Source organism: Methylobacterium sp. D53M (assembly GCF_053345625.1).
Genome location: NZ_JBKFAL010000016.1, coordinates 95,710 through 111,972 on the forward strand (window position 1 = coordinate 95,710; position 16,263 = coordinate 111,972).

The 16,263-nt window shown below is 70.5% G+C and carries 25 protein-coding genes; all 25 read right to left on the bottom strand.

The features are described 5' to 3' along the window. Window position 1: 1 nt before the first annotated feature. The 25 genes from ACLBYG_RS20770 to ACLBYG_RS20890 all read right to left on the bottom strand — a co-directional run bounded on the left by ACLBYG_RS20770 (window position 2) and on the right by ACLBYG_RS20890 (window position 16,189). Window positions 2-1,528 carry a phage tail sheath C-terminal domain-containing protein gene (locus ACLBYG_RS20770; protein WP_447682669.1) on the bottom strand — a complete coding sequence of 509 codons (1,527 nt, stop codon included), beginning with the start codon at window positions 1,526-1,528 and terminating at the stop codon, window positions 2-4. 6 nt (window positions 1,529-1,534) lie between these two features. After that, complete coding sequence (locus tag ACLBYG_RS20775) at window positions 1,535-1,780, bottom strand: hypothetical protein (protein WP_447682670.1); 246 nt, start codon at window positions 1,778-1,780, stop codon at window positions 1,535-1,537. Between the two features lie 37 nt (window positions 1,781-1,817). Beyond that, complete coding sequence (locus ACLBYG_RS20780) at window positions 1,818-2,408, bottom strand: hypothetical protein (protein ID WP_447682671.1); 591 nt, start codon at window positions 2,406-2,408, stop codon at window positions 1,818-1,820. Then, on the bottom strand, window positions 2,408-2,767 hold the full coding sequence (locus ACLBYG_RS20785; RefSeq protein ID WP_447682672.1) for a head-tail joining protein: 360 nt from the start codon (window positions 2,765-2,767) through the stop codon (window positions 2,408-2,410). Before ACLBYG_RS20785 ends, ACLBYG_RS20780 begins: the two co-directional genes overlap by 1 nt. Further along, window positions 2,764-3,042, bottom strand: coding sequence for a hypothetical protein (locus tag ACLBYG_RS20790; RefSeq protein ID WP_447682673.1), 279 nt, complete (start codon window positions 3,040-3,042; stop codon window positions 2,764-2,766). Before ACLBYG_RS20790 ends, ACLBYG_RS20785 begins: the two co-directional genes overlap by 4 nt. A gap of 59 nt (window positions 3,043-3,101) precedes the next feature. Further along, complete coding sequence (locus tag ACLBYG_RS20795; RefSeq protein ID WP_447682674.1) at window positions 3,102-4,148, bottom strand: major capsid protein; 1,047 nt, start codon at window positions 4,146-4,148, stop codon at window positions 3,102-3,104. Window positions 4,149-4,223: 75 nt separating this feature from the next. Continuing rightward, complete coding sequence (locus ACLBYG_RS20800) at window positions 4,224-4,607, bottom strand: head decoration protein (protein ID WP_447682675.1); 384 nt, start codon at window positions 4,605-4,607, stop codon at window positions 4,224-4,226. 81 nt (window positions 4,608-4,688) lie between these two features. Then, window positions 4,689-5,957 (bottom strand): HK97 family phage prohead protease, encoded by a 1,269-nt coding sequence (locus tag ACLBYG_RS20805; protein ID WP_447682676.1) that lies wholly within the window; start codon window positions 5,955-5,957, stop codon window positions 4,689-4,691. Continuing rightward, window positions 5,914-7,485: a phage portal protein gene (locus ACLBYG_RS20810; protein WP_447682677.1), complete on the bottom strand. Its 1,572-nt coding sequence runs from the start codon at window positions 7,483-7,485 to the stop codon at window positions 5,914-5,916. Before ACLBYG_RS20810 ends, ACLBYG_RS20805 begins: the two co-directional genes overlap by 44 nt. Window position 7,486: 1 nt before the next feature. Then, complete coding sequence (locus ACLBYG_RS20815; protein WP_447682678.1) at window positions 7,487-7,726, bottom strand: phage head-tail joining protein; 240 nt, start codon at window positions 7,724-7,726, stop codon at window positions 7,487-7,489. After that, a complete protein-coding gene (locus tag ACLBYG_RS20820) occupies window positions 7,717-9,774 on the bottom strand; it encodes a phage terminase large subunit family protein (RefSeq protein WP_447682679.1) in 2,058 nt (685 codons plus the stop codon). The genes ACLBYG_RS20815 and ACLBYG_RS20820 overlap by 10 nt, the downstream gene beginning before the upstream one ends. Further along, complete coding sequence (locus ACLBYG_RS20825) at window positions 9,734-10,312, bottom strand: terminase small subunit (RefSeq protein WP_447682680.1); 579 nt, start codon at window positions 10,310-10,312, stop codon at window positions 9,734-9,736. The genes ACLBYG_RS20820 and ACLBYG_RS20825 overlap by 41 nt, the downstream gene beginning before the upstream one ends. A gap of 167 nt (window positions 10,313-10,479) precedes the next feature. Then, entirely contained in the window at window positions 10,480-11,205 is a 726-nt protein-coding gene (locus ACLBYG_RS20830) for a hypothetical protein (RefSeq protein ID WP_447682681.1), read from the bottom strand. Between the two features lie 78 nt (window positions 11,206-11,283). Beyond that, the gene (locus ACLBYG_RS20835; RefSeq protein ID WP_447682682.1) at window positions 11,284-11,544 is read right to left on the bottom strand and encodes a hypothetical protein; all 261 of its coding nucleotides are present in this window, start codon (window positions 11,542-11,544) and stop codon (window positions 11,284-11,286) included. A gap of 5 nt (window positions 11,545-11,549) precedes the next feature. Further along, window positions 11,550-12,398, bottom strand: coding sequence for a recombinase family protein (locus tag ACLBYG_RS20840; protein ID WP_447682683.1), 849 nt, complete (start codon window positions 12,396-12,398; stop codon window positions 11,550-11,552). 179 nt (window positions 12,399-12,577) lie between these two features. Next, complete coding sequence (locus ACLBYG_RS20845) at window positions 12,578-12,727, bottom strand: hypothetical protein (protein WP_447682684.1); 150 nt, start codon at window positions 12,725-12,727, stop codon at window positions 12,578-12,580. Further along, window positions 12,711-12,836 carry a hypothetical protein gene (locus ACLBYG_RS20850; RefSeq protein ID WP_447682685.1) on the bottom strand — a complete coding sequence of 42 codons (126 nt, stop codon included), beginning with the start codon at window positions 12,834-12,836 and terminating at the stop codon, window positions 12,711-12,713. The genes ACLBYG_RS20845 and ACLBYG_RS20850 overlap by 17 nt, the downstream gene beginning before the upstream one ends. A 141-nt stretch (window positions 12,837-12,977) precedes the next feature. After that, window positions 12,978-13,118: a hypothetical protein gene (locus ACLBYG_RS20855; RefSeq protein WP_447682686.1), complete on the bottom strand. Its 141-nt coding sequence runs from the start codon at window positions 13,116-13,118 to the stop codon at window positions 12,978-12,980. Beyond that, the gene (locus tag ACLBYG_RS20860) at window positions 13,115-13,300 is read right to left on the bottom strand and encodes a hypothetical protein (RefSeq protein WP_447682687.1); all 186 of its coding nucleotides are present in this window, start codon (window positions 13,298-13,300) and stop codon (window positions 13,115-13,117) included. Before ACLBYG_RS20860 ends, ACLBYG_RS20855 begins: the two co-directional genes overlap by 4 nt. Before the next feature lie 13 nt (window positions 13,301-13,313). Further along, window positions 13,314-13,505: a hypothetical protein gene (locus ACLBYG_RS20865; protein ID WP_447682688.1), complete on the bottom strand. Its 192-nt coding sequence runs from the start codon at window positions 13,503-13,505 to the stop codon at window positions 13,314-13,316. 153 nt (window positions 13,506-13,658) lie between these two features. Next, window positions 13,659-14,039: a hypothetical protein gene (locus tag ACLBYG_RS20870; RefSeq protein ID WP_447682689.1), complete on the bottom strand. Its 381-nt coding sequence runs from the start codon at window positions 14,037-14,039 to the stop codon at window positions 13,659-13,661. Window position 14,040: 1 nt separating this feature from the next. After that, window positions 14,041-14,199 carry a hypothetical protein gene (locus tag ACLBYG_RS20875; protein ID WP_447682690.1) on the bottom strand — a complete coding sequence of 53 codons (159 nt, stop codon included), beginning with the start codon at window positions 14,197-14,199 and terminating at the stop codon, window positions 14,041-14,043. 63 nt (window positions 14,200-14,262) lie between these two features. Continuing rightward, complete coding sequence (locus ACLBYG_RS20880) at window positions 14,263-14,538, bottom strand: hypothetical protein (RefSeq protein WP_447682691.1); 276 nt, start codon at window positions 14,536-14,538, stop codon at window positions 14,263-14,265. Window positions 14,539-14,822: 284 nt separating this feature from the next. Next, window positions 14,823-15,758, bottom strand: a complete 936-nt coding sequence (locus tag ACLBYG_RS20885; protein ID WP_447682692.1) for a hypothetical protein — start codon at window positions 15,756-15,758, stop codon at window positions 14,823-14,825. 98 nt (window positions 15,759-15,856) lie between these two features. Beyond that, window positions 15,857-16,189, bottom strand: a complete 333-nt coding sequence (locus tag ACLBYG_RS20890; protein ID WP_447682693.1) for a hypothetical protein — start codon at window positions 16,187-16,189, stop codon at window positions 15,857-15,859. Window positions 16,190-16,263: the final 74 nt, after the last annotated feature.

Sequence of the window (16,263 nt, forward strand, 5' to 3'; positions counted from 1 at the left end):
ATCAGGTGCCGGAGGCGCTGAGCGGAAACTGGAGGCGGAACTGGCCCTTGATGTTGAGCCGCCGCAGCTGGTTCACGACGTCCGGCGGATCCAGGATCTCGACGGTGTTCGACTCGGTGGCCGAGCGCGTCACCGAGAGGTTGGCGATGTACAGCGCCGCGTTCTCGACGAGGCCGTCCGCCTCCATGTCCCGGTACTCCGAGACGAGCTCGGCCTTGATCATCAGCGGCGTGACGATCGGCTTGCCCGCGCCGAACTTCGTCCCGTCGTTGGCGAGTGCGCAGCGCGGGAACTTGTTCGTCAGCGCCTGGCGCACCCGGGTGTAGCGCTCGTCGAGGGTGGCGAGCGTGGTCACGAGCTCGTAGGCGTTGTCGGCCTGGCCGTAGCTGTTCTTCTGGTAGTTCGTCTGCTCGCGCAGGATGATCGGCTGGCCCGTGGAGCCGCCGTAGACGTCCGTGCCCTGGATGGCGATGCCGACCTGGGCGAGGGAGTTCAGCTGCGCCTTGTTCCAGCGGTAGTCCGCCGGCGCCGGCAGGACGCCGAGCAGCGGCAGCGTCTGCAGCGGCTGCGCCGCGTAGGCGTTGATCGAGAACGCGGCCGCCGCGGTGTAGGCCGCGGTCCACTCCCAGCCCGGGCTCGGGCTCTGGAGCTCGAAGCCCATCGTGGAGATCAGCGCCGAGTTGTTCGACTGCCCCCAGAGGAACGTATCGGCGTAGGTGCCGCGCCGCGCCGAGAAGATCTGGCCGTAGCTCTGCCGGTACGGTCCCCATCGTCCGGAGTCGGAGAAGCCGTACTCCTGGTCCCACACCGCGTACGAGCCGCTGTCGTGGAACGGCAGGCCGACGAACTTGAACGGTCGGTCGAGCAGCGCCGCGATCGCGTTGGTGAAGTCCGGGGTGCCGGTCCCGCCCGCGAGCAGGTTGCCGGTCGGATAGGTCAGCGCGAGGCCGGCCGGCAGCTGCTCGCCCCCGTATGTGCCGCGATAGCTATCGAGCACGGTGATGCCATTGCCGGTGAGCCCCTTCCACTTACAGGTCAGGGTGACGACGGCGGCCGCCGCAGAGGCGGTGACCGGCAGGTCCGGGGTCGCGGCGATCGCAGCCGCGATCTTGGCGGCTACCGTCGCGGTCGTGTCGGCCGAGACGATCGCAACCGGGACGAGCTGGCCGGCGATGTAAAGCGCGAGGGTGCCTGCGACCGTCGGGGCGGCCGCGACGGTGATGGTGCCGGTGGCCGCGACGCCGGCGGCCGGCTCCGGCACCGGAAGACAGATGATCGGCACGCTGGTGACGCCTTTGAAGGCGGTCTTGAACATGCGCGCGAGCATGGACCCGGCGCCGAACTGCGCGTCGGCGTCGTTGTTGGTGCCGGTGGGGATCGCGACGTTCGGCTTGGCGGTGCCGGCCGCGATCGCGTGCCCGACGAGCAGCATCCACTTCGGCGCGACCGGCGTACCGGCCTGCGAGGGATCCATCTGAACGTTGGGGCCCGGGAGCTTGTAGTTGTCCGGGATCGTGGTGATGCCCATCGCGGCTTAGCCCTGGTGCTCGGTGGCGGCGGGAGCGCCGGCAGGCGCGGCGGAGGACGCGGCGGGCGCGCCGGTATCGTGCAGGTCCTCCAGGAGGCGGATGGTGCCGTCCCGGGCGAGCGCGAACGTGAACTGGTCGGCCGGCCAGCGGGCGGTGCCGTCCGCCTCGAAGCCGGTCTGCGACGGGTAGTGCTTGAGCGCGCGGAAGCGCTCCTCGGTCGCCTCGACGGCGACCGTGGTTTCACCGGCCATGGCTGTGTCCTTCGGGAAGGGAGCGGCGGGGGCCGGCTCAGGTCGTGGGGATGTCGATCGTGAGCCCGATCGGGGGCGTGCCCGGGCCGGCGCCGGCCGGCCGGGCGGTGATGACGACGTGCTGGAGCACGTCGTCGATGTCCGGGTCGTAGGACGTGCGGAACTGGAAGGTGATCTCCAGCCGGCCTTCCGCGAAGTACGTGGCGCCCTCCTGCGGGAACAGGCGCCCGCGCCGGACCTTCGTGACCGCCTCGAACAGCGGCCAGCGGTCGGGGTCGTCCAGGGCCTTCGACGGGTCGACGCCACGCACGAAGGTCGGGTCCTGCAGGAGCCGCTTCCGGACCCCGTTGGTCGCCGCGTCGAGCGCTTCGTCGAGCTGCTCGGGCGGCATCTCGTCGACGCAGTACGAGATCCCGATGGTGACCTCGTTCATGAACCGCGGCTGGCCGCAGTTGGCCTCGTCCTCGGGCGACTCCAGCTCGTCGACGATCACCACCAGAAGCGCGGGCAGCTCCTCTTCCTGGAGCTGCGGGCGGACCTGGCGCCGGAAGCCGTTCACCGGCAGCCAGTCCTGGCCCGTGAGGCGTTCGATGATCGCCTCGCGGATCTTGGTGGCTTCCGATGACATCACGCCGCCTTGGGTTTCTTCTTGGTCTTGAGGGTGAGCGTCGCGCCGCCCTGGCCGTCCGGATCGACGTCGTCGATCCAGAGCGTTCCCTCATCCGGGTAGAAGCCGGCGGCCGGGACCGAGATCGCCATGCCCTGGACCGGCGTCACGGCCCAGTCGGACAGCCGGATCCCGAGCGTGATCGTGACCGTGTTCAGGCTCCCGCCTTCAATCAGCGGCACGTCGACGTTCCGCTTCGACCAGACGCCGGTCGTGTCGAACGGCGGCTTAGGCGGCGTCGAGGGCAGCGGCGTCACCGTCACCGGGCGCCCGAACGCGGTGATGCCGGGCCCGAGCGCCAGGGCGGCGAAGTCGATCACGCGGCGGCCGGCTTCGCGGCGGCCTTGCCGGCCGGCTTGGCGTCGGCGGCCGGCCCCTCGTCCGGGATCTCCTCCAGGACCTCGCCGCCGAAGCGGGCGATGATCCGGTCGGCCTCGTCGGCGTCCAGGGTCACGGCCTCGCCGGCCTTCTTGTGCGCGATCCCGCGCGAGGCGGGAACGAGCACGGTACCGGTGGTGTCGCGCACCTCGGCGACGTCGTGGTCCGGGTCCTCGACGCCGAGGGCGATCTTGGTGACGATGGTCTTCTTCGGCATGGAGGCCGGGCCTCACCTCAGCGGGAGCGAGAGGCGCCGCCGGAGCGGCGCCGGCGGGATCAGCGGACGGTCGCGCAGAAGGTCGCGTCGACCCAGCCCAGGACCGGCAGCGGCGCCGACTGGGTCATGAGGTACTCCGCGGAGGGGTCCTCGCTGATCCAGTTCTTCGGGAAGCGCGGCATCGCGCGCAGCGCACGGACGTCCTGGATGGCGCCGTAGAGGCGGGTGCCCTGCGCGCCGACCGGATCCAGCATCATGCAGGTGTAGTCCGGCATGAACTGGGTGACGTTGCCGACGTCGTCGGTGAAGTACTGCTGGTAGACCCAGAACTCGAACTCGCCGGTGTCGCCGAGGTACTTCGCCTCGCGGCCGACGCCGCCGACCACGACGCCGCCGAGGTCGACGTTGCCCTTGGTCTGGCGGAACGAGTTCATGATCTGCTGGATGCCGGGCGACTTCACCAGCAGGTTGCCGGCGAGCGGATCCAGCACCACCACGCTCGGGTGGAAGCCCGAATTCTTCTGCACCGTGGCGGCGGACGTGCGCAGGAAGTCCAGCGCGTCGACGCCGGTCTCACCCCAGCGCGCGCCGCCGGTCAGCGCCACGGTGTGGTTCGGATTGCGCTGCAGGTCGACCGCGGTGCGCTGCGGGTAGTTCGGACCGGAGAGGACCAGGCCGCCGGTCTGGATGAGCTGACAGGCCATCAGCTCCTCGCGGCGGGTGATCTGGTCGTCCTGGATCTTGAGCGTGTCCATGACGATCATGGCGCGGCGCTCCTCGGGGGAGAACTCGCCGAGCAGCCGCTCGCCGGGCCGGCGCCGCAGCATGCGGTTCGGCTCGATCACGTGCTTGGGCTTCACGTAGCCGGGCACGAGGCTCGCGGCGTTGAAGCCGCGCAGGCGCTCGGGCTGGCCGACGTCGCCGGGGTGGACCAGGGGGGCGAGGCGACGGGCGCGCTCGACCTTGTCGAAGTAGACCTCCTCGGTCTCGAACTGCTGCTCCATGCCGAACGCGAGGTTCCACAGGAACGGGTTCGGCCGGTCGATGACGCCGTAGGCGCCGAGCAGGAACGCGGTGGAGTAGACGGAGGTGTTGTCGAGGGGCACGGGCGGCTCTCCAAAAGAGAAGGGCGCCCGAGGCGCCCTGTGTCAGTCCGGATTGTTGCGGGGAGCGGCGTGCGGTCAGGCGACCGTGCCGACAGAGCGGATGAAGATGTCCCGGCCGGCGATGCGGAAGGCGTCGTCCAGCGTCTGGATCGTCCAGGAGGCGTCGATCGGCATGACCTCGCCGGCGAACTCGCCGGTCTCGTAGGCCTTCGCGCGGACGTCGGCGGCGCTGGCGTCGACCTCGAAGGTCAGGACGTGCGTCGGGACCTGGGAGCCGTCCGAAGCGGTCTTCACGCTCGGGATGTACTTGTCGGTGGCGGTGACGCGACCGAGCGGCGTGCCGCGCTTCAGGGGCACGCCCGCGGCATTGGCGCCCGAGGCGATCACGAGCGAGCGGGTCGCGCGCGGGAAGTCGCCGGCGTAGAGCGCGGTCGGATGGAAGTTCGTGAAGACGGTCATTCGGGCGGGTCTCCTGGATGGCCGCCTTCAGGCCGGCCGCGTCGGATGGGCGGCGCGCGGTTGCCCGCGCGCCCGGCAGGATCAGTTCTTCTTCGGGTCGGGCTTGCCGCTGAGACGGCGGAAGAAGGCCGCGCCCTCCTCGACCTCGCGCTGGAAGGCGGCCTTCGAGCCGGAGCGGGCGACGTCGCGCCCGATCTCTTCCGCGCCGGTGCCGGCGAGCGTCTCGTGGCCGCGGGCTTCCTGCTTCTTCAGCATCCGCTCGAGCACGAGCTCGCCGAAGCGCTTGACCGACGTGCCCTGGTCGAGGTGCTTGCGCCCGAGCTTGGGCAGGCCGGCGCGCTCGGCCATCTCGGTGATCTTCGCGGAGCGGACGCGCTCGGCCTTCACCGCGGCCTCAGCGGCCCGCTTGGCCGCGGCGCCGGCGGCGCGCTCGTCGTCCTTCTTGGACTCGTCCTCGTCGTCGTCGCCGTCACGATCCTCGTCGTCCTCGGCGTCGTCGTCGCCGTCGCGCTGGTCGTCGGCATCCGCATCGTCGTCCTTCTTGCCCTCGTCGCCCTCGCGCTCCTCGTCCATCTCCTCGTCGCGCTCGGCTTCGTCCTCGTCCTCGGCGTCGTCCTCGTCGCGCTTGGCGCGCTCGGCGGCGGCGCGGCGGGCCTCGGCCTGACGCTTCTTCTCGGCCTCGATCTGGGCGGGGGTCTTGCTGCGCTGGGCCTTCGGCTTGGCGGGCTTGCGGGTGGTCATGGACTGGTCTCCACGGCTCTGCGGGGACGGCCCGGAGGCCGGGGTTCGGGTCACGATGAGGCAGGAGGAGCGGGCGATCGCCTCGCCCTCATCACCCCCAGCGGACCGGATCTGTGAGCCGGCATCGGCCGGCACGGGGACGGCGCTGATCTCCAGCGGCTCCCAATCGACGACGTCGTGGCGGGCTACGCTGCCGTCGTCGGCCTCGGTCTTGACCACCTTGTGCAGCCAGTACCCGACCGAGATGTTGCGGATCACGCCCTCGCGGATCTTCTGCACCGTGTCGGCGACGCCGGGGGCGGCCGAGAGCAGGATCGTCGCGATGCCGCGCCCGTCCTCGATCTTGGCGGTGCCGGGCACCACCGAGCCGATGACGTTGTCGAGGCAGTAGGTCGCGTGCGTGTCGACGAAGGGCGCGCCCGCGTTCAGGCGATCGAGCCGGACCGCGCCCGGCTCCATCGACAGGACCTCGTCGTACTCCTCGCCGTCCCACCACGAGAAGCGGCGGACGCTCGCACCGGTGCTCCAGACGATCTCGACCGTGTTGGCCTTGGCGTCGAAGCTCTCAGGCCGAACGCTGGCGTCCCGGTGCACGGGCGGCAGGCGCACCACGTTGTCGTCGCTCGAGCCGGACGAGCGCCGCTCGGTTCGGTCGGGAGAGCTCCGGCTCGTCCCCGGGGCTGATCTCCCGGTCCGGCTGCTGGAGGCCGGCGACGTTCGTGACGCGTGGGTCGGAGTCGAGGACAATGCCGAGGTCATCGCACTTGGTGTTCCAGTCGTTGATCTCGTCGAGCACGTCGTCCGGGTTGCGCCCGGTCTCCGACACCACGTCCTGGTAGGAGCGGATGCCGGTACGCATCGCGAGCTGGGCTGCCTGGGCGTCCGCCATCGGGTCGACCCACTCGAATTTTGGGGGCGCCCACTGCACGGGGATCACGGGCTCGTCGATCACGCCCGCGAGGAACGCGATCTCGCACCACCATTCCCAGATCGGCTGGAGGGCCAGCTGGATCAGGATGTGCCACTGGATGGTGCGCAGCAGGCGGCGGAACTCGACGAGGCCGCCGCGCATGGAGCTGAAGTTGACCTTCGAGAGGTCGTTGGAGACCAGCTCGTAGGGGACGCGGTAGCCGGCCGCGATCGTCTGCAGCTGGCTGACCTTGTACTCGCCGTAGCCGCCGACCGCGTTCGGAGCGTTGAACTTGATGTCCTTGCCGCCGCGCAGGCGGGCGATCATGCCCGGCTCGAACTTCTCGTAGACCGAGCCGTCGGCCGCCAGGACCTGGGGCGCGATCGCCTCGTCCTCGGCATCCTCGGCGTCGACGACGAAGCCGGCGATGCACGCCTCGGTGCGCTTGCGGGTGATCTCCGCGATCTCGTAATCGGCGAGCAGTTGCAGGTTCTCGATCGCCGGCGTGCCCCAGGGGACGCCGCGCGTCTGGGTCCGCTGCAGCTCGTAGACGTGCAGGACCTCATCGGCCGGCACCGGCGCCGAGACCGTCGGCTCGCCGGTGTTGATCCAGAGGTTGCCCGGGTGCTGCGGGTAGAGCCAGTAGGCCGCCCGCTTGCGGGTCTTGATGTCGACCTCGACGCCCTGGATCGCGATCGTCCCGGGCGTCAGCATCCCGTTGCGGGCCGGGTCGAGGAAGTCGGCCTCGAGGAGCTGCAGCTCCAAGGGCACGTCGCCGGCGCCGATCTTCTTGCGCAGCCGCTTGCGGACCAGGACCTCACCGCCCTCGATCATCTCGCGGCAGAGCAGCGTCTGCAGGCCGTAGAAGTCGAGCTGGCCCGCCGCGTCGCACCGGAACGACCAGCGTTCGAAGGCCTCGCGGAGCCGTTTGTCCTTCGCCTTGTTGCCGGTCACCGGGCGGGGGACGATGCCCTCGCCGACGATGTTCGACACGAGGGATGCGACCGCTTTGGCCGCGTACGGGTTGTTCCGGACGAGGTAGCGGGAGCGGTCGCGCAGCGTGCGCGCGCTCCCGAAGATCTCGGTGTCCGCCGAGGCGAACCGCGTCAGCCACGGCTCGCGCAGGCGCGTCGAGGCTGCGGCATCGTAGCTGCGGGCCATCTTGCCCGGGACGCCGCGCTCGGGGCGCGGTGCGGGCCCGGGGGCCGCCTTCCTGAGGGCGGCCATGCTAGTACCCGCCGTAGCCCGACCCGCGGGTCCGGTAGCCGTTCGAGAAGCCCGCCACGCCGGCGACGGCGCGGCCCTGGCCGTTGGCCTTGGCCTGCTGCCGCTTCAGGTAGGCGATGACCTGGATCATCTCCTTGAAGGAGCGGTACGAGGCGGACTTGCCCTCGTAGGCCACCGACAGGACGCCCTGCGCGAGCGCGGCCTCCATCGCCACGATCTGCGCCGTGTGGTCTACAGCCATGACGAACGCCTGATCCGGGGTGTGGCCGCGGCGGGTGCCGGCGGCGGTGGTGGCGGTGCGGGCCGCGGTGCCGGAGCTGCGGGTGCCTCCGGAGCAGACGCGGCGACTGGAGGCGCCTCGTCGGGCTCCTCAGCGGCCACGACCGTGTCGGAGGGGTCGGGCGCGTCGGGCATCTTGCCCAGCGCCACGTAGCGGCGGGACAGGCTCTGGAGCCCGCACATCGCGACGTAGGCGTAGACGAAGCACACGCCTGCCTCGTGGGCGGCCTTGGGCTTCTCCCACTCGGTGAAACCCTGCCGCCGCACCACGAGCTTCTCGCGGGTCAGCTGCTCGAAGTACTCGGCGTCGATCGGCCGGGAGCCGCGCGCCGGCACCACCGGGAAGTGGACGTAGCGCGGACCGGGATCGACCAGCGGCAGCGAGCCGTAGGCGAAGTCGCGGGCGGCGTTGCCGCCGATCATGTACCAGGACGAGCCGAGCTTCGTGGACGCGAGCCGCGGCCACACCTTCGTGCGGGCGCCGCGCGCCTCGGACTTGCCCTTGATCGCCCAGACCTTGCGCTTCCGGCGCTCGGTGCAGAAGGCGTACGTCTCGGCCGTGTGGTGGCCGCCGGAGTCGATGGCGGCCGCAGTCACGCGCAGTTCGGTGCCATCGGCCTTCCGAAAGGTCCGCTTCAGCAGGGCGTCCAGGGCCTGCCAGACGCCCGGCTCGGCCGGGTCGCCCATCAGGACGAAATGGCCGATCAGGGCGCTCTCCAGGCCCGGGCCCCAGCCCCAGATGGCGCCCTCGATGCGGGCGTTGGCGCCGGACTGCACGTCGCCGCCGAGCGTCAGAGTGGTGACGAAATCCGGAACCTCGGCGCCGTATTCCTCGCAGCGCTCCACGAACGCCGTCGGCTTGATCTCCTGGCCGTAGGTCTGCCGATACGGCCGGCCGAGGCGCAGGTTGACGAACGGCTGGACGAGGTTCGCCGGGTCGTCCTGGGCCTCCAGCCACTCCTGCACGATCACCGGCCACGCGGCGTTCGCGTTGAGCGACATGCCGGTCCAGAGATGGAAGCCGGCGTGCCCGGGCGTCTTCGGCGTCGCCGTCGGGCGCCAGTCGCCGTGGGCGTCCATCCAGGCCTTGCTGCCCTCGTCGATGATGCAGCCGCAGGTGCCCTGGTACCAGACGGACTTGAGCGACCGGTCCTCGTTCAGATCCCACTTCAGACCGTGCGGCGTGTCCTTGCCGCCCCAGTCGAGGTACTGCCAGCCGTCGAGCTCGCCGGCGGTCTCCGAGCACTGCGGGCAGGGCACGAAGTACCGCCGCTGGTCCGAAGCCAGCCAGAGCTTCCAGACCCGGCTGGTCTCCTCGAGGAGCGGCGTCGAGCCCCGGACCTGCTTGCGGTTGTAGAAGGTCTCGCCGCGGGTCCAGAACAGCTTGAGCTTGTCGCCCTGCGTCTTGGCGCCGGGCGTCCAGCCGTCGCCGTCGATCTCGTCGGCGAACAGGAACCGGGCGGAGTAGCGCCGGAAGGCGTCGTCCGAGGCCGCGCCGACGACGCGCACGAGGGCGCCGTTCGACAGCTGGTAGAAGGTCGCCGAGTCCTGCTTCTCGCCCTTCCGGACGGGCCGCAGCATCTTCGCGAGCACCGGGGTCTCGCGCAGCATCGGCGCGATCTCGGTAGCGCCGAACTCCTCCGCGTCGTCCTCGACCGGCTGCGCCACCGCGCAGAGCGTCGGGTCCTGGTGGAGGTGGTAGCCGATCGCCAGCGTGGCGAGCCGGGTGTAGCCGACGCGGGCGGCCTTCAGCACCGTCACCAGCGGCAGCGTCGGGTCGCACATCGCGTCCATGAGACCGCGCTGGTACCCGTAGAGGGTCACCGGCCCGCTCTCGGATCCGGTGCTCTTCGGGATCCGGCCGTGCTCCTCGGCCCACTGCGAGCCGGACATATGCGGCTTGAAGACCAGAGCCTCGTCGAAGAGCCGGTCCAACTCGGTACGCGTCGCGCGGCGGCCAGCCGGGTACTCACCCCGCCGGTGGGCTCCGATCCGCTCCGCCAGCGTCATCGTCGGGGTCGCGTCCTGCAAACCACCGCCGCGCGATCTCCTCGCGAGCGGCCGTGAAGGCTCGATTCATCTCGGCCTTGGCCATCGCCTCGATCTCGGAGGCGTTGGTCATCGTGGCCGCCCGCCCGGCGACCTTGGAGGCCATGTTCGAGAGGCCGGTCCGGAGGACCTGGCAGAAGGTCGCCATGTCGGCGACCGCGTCGTGTCGGGACACGACCGCCTTCAGCGCCTCATCGGCGCCGATCTCGGCGACGATGGCGTTGGCCACCGCCCGGCGGCAGTCCGCATCTTCGCGCCGGGCCTTGCTGCTGTCCTTCGTGCCGTCGTCGCCGGCGCTCATCGCCACGTTCTCGACGGCGCGCTGGATCTTCCAGTCGATCACGGCGGCGGTGTCGAACTGCCACTCGACGCCGTTGCTGCCGCGCTCGACGTAGGGGCAGCCCTTCTCGATCCAGCTCGTCACCGTGTTGACGCTGACGCCGAAGATCCCGGCGAGGTCAGCCCGGTTCACGAGCCGGCCATCGATGGCGCCGGACATCAACAACAACCCCCGATTTCAAAATTTCTTAGAGGGTGAACCGGTGGGGTCCGAATTCCCCTCACCGGCACCCCCTCCCGGGAAGGACCCTGGATTTGGCTGGGGGGGGTGGGGGCCTGGTCGGCCCCGCCCGTGCCCTGCGAGGAGCGCTGGCGGCCTCGGCGCGGTCAGCCCTTCCGGCGCACGTCGTTGACGACGAAGCGCTCCCAGGCCGCCCGGAAATGCTTCCGATAGGCGACCGGCACCACTGTGCGCCCCTTCTCGTAATAGGGGAAGCGCTTGGTGTAGCTCGTCCCCTTCACGAAGATCAGGATCGGTACCGCGGCGCGCCCCTCGCGCAGGTAGACGCCGTCGGGCGCCCGCGTCCCGCGCAGGACGAAGTAATCCAGGTTGCGCCTGCGGGTCGACCGCTTCGGCCGGCGGATCGTGTTCTGCGCCGCGTCGGACGCGGCCCCGAGGGCGGACAGGATGCGGACGATCTGCCCGCGGTTCATGTTGCCGTAGCCGTCGAGCTGGGCGCCGCGGCCGGGCACGCAGTACTCGTTCGAGCGCAGGATGCCGGCCCGGGTCAGCGCGATCTCGAAGCGCTTCCGCTTCCGCTCGCCGCCGGCGACCTGGGGCCCGAGGTACTTCCAGGCGGGCGTGCCGCCGAAGCCTTCCTTGAAGCCGAGCTCCGCCTGGAGCCGTTGCTTCGTGGCCGGCCGCACCTGCAGCGCGTTGAGCGTGTAGGGCGTGGGCCGATCGAACACGGACCGCATGGTCTCGCGTTCGGCCTCCCGGGCATCCTTCATCGCGTTGGTCAGCGCGACGGCCGTGACGAACGGGACCTGCTTGGCGGCGCGCCCGACGGCCTCGGCCTTCAGCCCGAACTCGCTGGCGTCGAGGACCAGCATGGGATCAGCGCCCGACGGTGATGGTCTTCAGCTCGCCCGAGACCGGATCGAGGATCGTCAGCGTCTGCGCTGCCATGGTCAGCAGGCCTGCATCGGCTGCGGGACGTCCCGGCTCTGCTGCACGAGGCGCGTGGCCGGCCGCTCGATCGACAGCTCGGCGGCGTTGTCGAGGACCAGGACGGTCACGTCCCGGACGCCGGCGGCCGCGCACATGCGGATCAGGTCGTCCTGCCAGCGCGCGGCCGTCGCCGGCTGCAGCTTCTGCGACGTGCGCAGCACCAGGATGTCGCCGTGCCGGACCTCGAGGCGGTCCAGCTGGCGGTCGATGTCTTCGGCCAAGGGGCTCACCGGACGATGCGGGCGTGCGCGCCCTGGCGGTTCACATGGGTCACGGCGCCGTCCGTCACGAAGACGTACTCGACCTTGCCCGAATAGACCTGGTTGTTGAGCAGGTAGCTCACGTTTGAGGGCCACCAGCGCTTGCCCTTGGGCGACGGAACGCCGTCGGCGTTCAAGCCGTCGGCGATCGCCTTGAGGGTGCGGCCGGTGCCGTTCTCGTCGAAGATGCGGCGAACGATCGGCGCGCGCTCGACGTCGATCAGCAGGCCGCCCTTCCCATCGGACAGGTAGCCGTAGGGAATGACGCCGCCGGCGAAGCCGCCGCGGCCCGCCTTCTGAACCCGGCCGCCCTTGGTGCGCTCGATGATGACCGAGCGCTCCTGCTCTGCCATCGCCGAGAGAACGCCGAAGATGAGCTTGCCCGAGGGCGAGCCCGTGTCGATCGCCTCCGTCACCGAGCGGATCGTCACGCCGTGCAGCGTGTCGAGCTCGGACGAGGTGGTGACCGCCAGGGCGATGTTGCGCGCCAGGCGGTCGAAGCGTTTCACCAGGAGGACGCTGAAGCGCCGATCGGCGGCGAGCTGCAGGACCTGGCTGAAGCCCGGCCGGTCGGCCGGCTTCACAGTGCCGGAGACGCCGGGGTCGGCGAGGACCTCGACGAGCTCGAGGCCGACGGCCGTGGCGTAGGCGCGGATCGCCTGCTCCTGTTCGGGCAAGCTGTTGCCGCGCTGGGCCTGCTCGTCGGTCGACACCCGCAGGTAGCCGACGGCGAGCGCCCGGACTTCCTCGCGCTCGGCCGCCTGGACAGCATTCCTACGCAGCGCGCGCCGGGCGCGGGCGCTACTTGCAGCCACCCGCAAGCCCCTGTTTTTGCTTATGTTTTGGGAGCGCCTTGGGGCCAATTACTACATCTCAAGAGGTGTAGTAATTGGCCGGTTTGGCGTGCGGTTTGGACCGGCCAAACCCGGATCCAATCAGGCGGCGAACGCCCGGGCGAAGCCCAGCGCGAAGCGGCGGTACCAGGCGCGGAACATCATCGGTCCCGCAGGATCCGGCCCCACTCGTCGAGCAGAGCCATGGGCAGCTGGTAGCTCGCCTCGACGACGATCGTGGCCGCGGCCGCGTAGATCGCGACTAGCGACCAGAGGTCGAGGTGGGGGCGCGGCTCAGAGCGCGTCGTCACCCACCAGGTCCTCGACGATCCCCTCGCGGTCCTCGTCGGAGTCGGCGAGGCGGTGCGCGTGCATCTCGGTGGCGCCGTCAGCCGCGGCGAGCTCGGCGGCCTCGGCCATCGTGCCGCGCCAGCCGACGCCGACGATGCGGGCAAGCCCGTCATCACCGCGGCGGACGCCGATCAGGACGGCGCCGGGGGCGTCGACGTCCGAGCGGGCCTGGGCCAGCGTGTAGACGGCGACGACGTAGCGGTTGCCCGACTAGCCGCGCCACGCGGAGAGGTCGAGCGTCGCGCAGGGCTTCGTCTTCAGGCGCTCCTCGCGGATCTCGCGGCGTACCACGCGATCCCCTCGAGCTCTGGCGAAGGCGGCGCCCCAGGCGACGCGGCGGTTGGAACTCACGGGCGGGAGCCGCACACCACCTTGGTGTAGCGGCCATCGCCGAGCAGCTGCTCGCGGGCGACGCTCGCCTGGCCCGTCATGAGGCAGGCGAAGACGGAGGGCGTCTTGATGGTGGCGACGTTGAGCGCGGTATCGCGCGTGCAGTCGGGCTGCGCGGTGGAGGCGGCGCAGACCAGGATCAAGCGAAGACCGTGTTCATGCCGCGTGTCCCATGCAGATGGCTGCGATCAGGACGCAGGCCGCGAGCGCGAAGTGCAGGGTGCCGATCAGGAGCACGTCCCGGATGGCGCGCTCGGCGCTGCGGCCGCCGTGATGGGCGTCGATCCCGGCGATCGCGATCAGAAGCACGAAGGCGCACGCGATAAACGGCAGCGGCGCGGCGTCCATGTCAGGGAGCCCCGCCAGCGGACAGAGCCCGGCCGGTGTGGATCGGACGGCCGACGCAGAGCTTCGGCTTGGGATCGCGCCAGGAGCAGACCGGCGGCGGCGCTGCGCGGCGGAGACGGATGAGGAGCGCGAGGCTCCGGAGCACGCGGGGCATCACTGCCGCCAAGCGTGAAGGACGCCGCGGGCGTGCTCGCGCTGCTCCTCGACGAAGTGGTCGCGGAAGACCGGCAAGCTGAGGCGGCGCACGACGGCGAGCTCGTCGAGGACGGTCGGCGCGGCCACGACACGTGTGGCATCGGCCACCTCGTCGCCCCGCACCGAGCGGATCAGGTCGCGGAAGATGCCGATCACCGAGGGCGAGTGGACGATCACGACCGCGCCGTCCTTCGGCAGGTCCATGATCATCCTGCGCGTGCGGCCGGCCCGACGCTTCTCGCCGGCGCTCGGCTTGCCGGCGCCGAGGCGCTCGGAGGCGGAGTAGCCTTTCGCATCGGCAGCGACGCCGACGCGCAGGGTGATGTCCTCGAACGTCACGTCAGGCCACCACGATCACGAGATAGCTCACCCGGGAGTAGTCCCCGGAGGCGTGGGCCCGCAGGCGCTCCGCGCGGCGGCGGAGGTTCGGCGTGCAGGCCGAGCAGGCGAGCACGGCGTCGCACATCGCGACTGTGGCCAGGCGCTGGCGAAGCGTCATCGAGGCTCTCAAAGAAAAACTTCGCGCGAGGGCGGGGCGTGGGTCGGTGGGCCGGGCCGTGCGTCAGGCGCGAGCGGCGCGGGCGGCCTTGGTGCGCTCGCGGTGGCGCAGGATCGCCGCCGGCACGGGCGGGCGGGGTCTGCGCTCGGGACCAGATGAGCCGGCCTCGTGCCCGGGCCAGCTGCCGGTCAGATCCCGGTAGAAGCGCCGCGCGTGGTCTCGGATCTCGTCGCGATCGGCCACGTAGTCCTCCGGGGTGTGCCGGTGGCCCGGCGCACGCAGGCGGTCCGCCAGGAGGCAGAGGCCGTGGAGGCGCTCGACGATGTCGCGTTCGGTCACGGCCGCGGATCCGTCATCGGGGCGACCCTATCAAGGAATGGTCCGCTTTGTCAGCGAATTAGGGAGGTGCGGGCCGGGGCTACAGCTTCAACCACCGTCCTGAGGACGGCTGCGGGTCTTTCGGGCGTCCTGGCTGGCCGGCTTACTGAGATGCCTTTTTCACGCGCTCACGCGCGCCGCACCATTCGCTCGGGCAAGGCCCGGAACGACGAAGGCCCCGGCGGGGGTCCGCCGAGGCCTTCTAAATTTCTGCGCATCCGAACTACCGCAAGCCGTTCTCCCGGTCAAGCCGATCGCTGGCTCGGCGGCGTCCAGTCCCGCGGGTCGATCTTCCGGACCGGGGAGGCCCGCATCGGCGCCGCGCGGCGACCAGCCACCCGGCGATCCTGCTCGACGTAGCGACGGGGCCGTAGGTTCGGCAGCGGCGCGCGCTCCTCTTCCGCCGGCTCCAGCCAGGGCGCGATCGGCGACTTCGGCGGCAGCACCTCGATGCTGGTCAGGTGCTGGAGGGCCGGCACGAGGTAGACGAGCGCGGCGTGCCAGTAGGCGTAGCGCAGCTGCTCCTCGACGACCTCGAATCCCACGCGGGTGTAGTCCAGCTTGCAGAACAGCCCGGTATCCCGGCTGTCGCCCTTGGACACCGCAACCTCGTCGTGGCTCGTGAACCACGGCGTGCCGTCCTCGCCCTGGCCGCACAGCACCTGCACCGTCCGCCACAGCGTGATCTTGCCGTTCGTCGATTTCACCGGCTCGATCGCGATGCCGTCGCCGACCTCCGGCCGGCTGCGGATCGCGCCGGTCACGAGCCAGGACGGAGTGGCGTCGATCGCGGCGGCGATCATCACATCAAGGCTGGCCTTGCCGCGCAGCTCGACCTGGACGGGATAGGGAGAAAGATCGAGCGGACAGACCGCGGATCCAACGGCGGCCCGCTTCAGCGTCTCGCTGAGGACCTGGAGGTGCGCCTCGATCGTGATCGCGTCCGGGTGGGGGTCGCCCATCGCCGGCGGCATCCCGGGCTCACGCGACCAGTTGTCGACCCGGCCGCCCATGGCGACCATCCGCCAGACCGGGTCGGAGGCGCATCGCGGCCCGCGGATCGGCGCGTCGGCGCGCCGCTTCGGCAGCTCGTCGCGGATGGCCCAGCGGAGGGCCTCCTCGATCGTCATCTTGCGGCGCTTGGGTGCGCCCTGGGTGGTGCTCTGCGTCGTTGCCGGCACGGTGGGTCCCCAATGCTGTGCCGGTTCGAAACGAAGCAGCAACGCATACGTGGTCCGGCGGCGGTTTGGACATTGTCAAGCTGTTTGCGCGCGGCATCTCAGCCGCGACCGTCGATCTTGTTCTTCCGATGCGCGATCTTCTCGCAGGCGCGCAGGCGCTTCCTGTCGAAGGTGCGCCTCTTCATGTCGCGAGCTTCGCAAAACTGGGAGATTGAACCGCCGATCTCGCCCTCGGTGACGATTGCCCGGGCCCAGATCAGCAGGATCTTTCGCTCCTCAGACCGGTCGCCCAGCACGGTGCCGGTGAAGGCCACGATGTCGAAGGTCGCGCTGGGCTGGTTCACGTCGGCCGATTTCAGCGTGTTGCCGCGCGGCGCATAGATCGAGGTGTAGGGCATCGCCCGGAACGCGGTCTTCAGCCAGCGCTCCACGTCGGCGCAGGTCCAGAGCTCAAGAGGCGGATCGGGATCTTCCGGGAGGGCGAGCATCGAACGCGGTGGCGCGG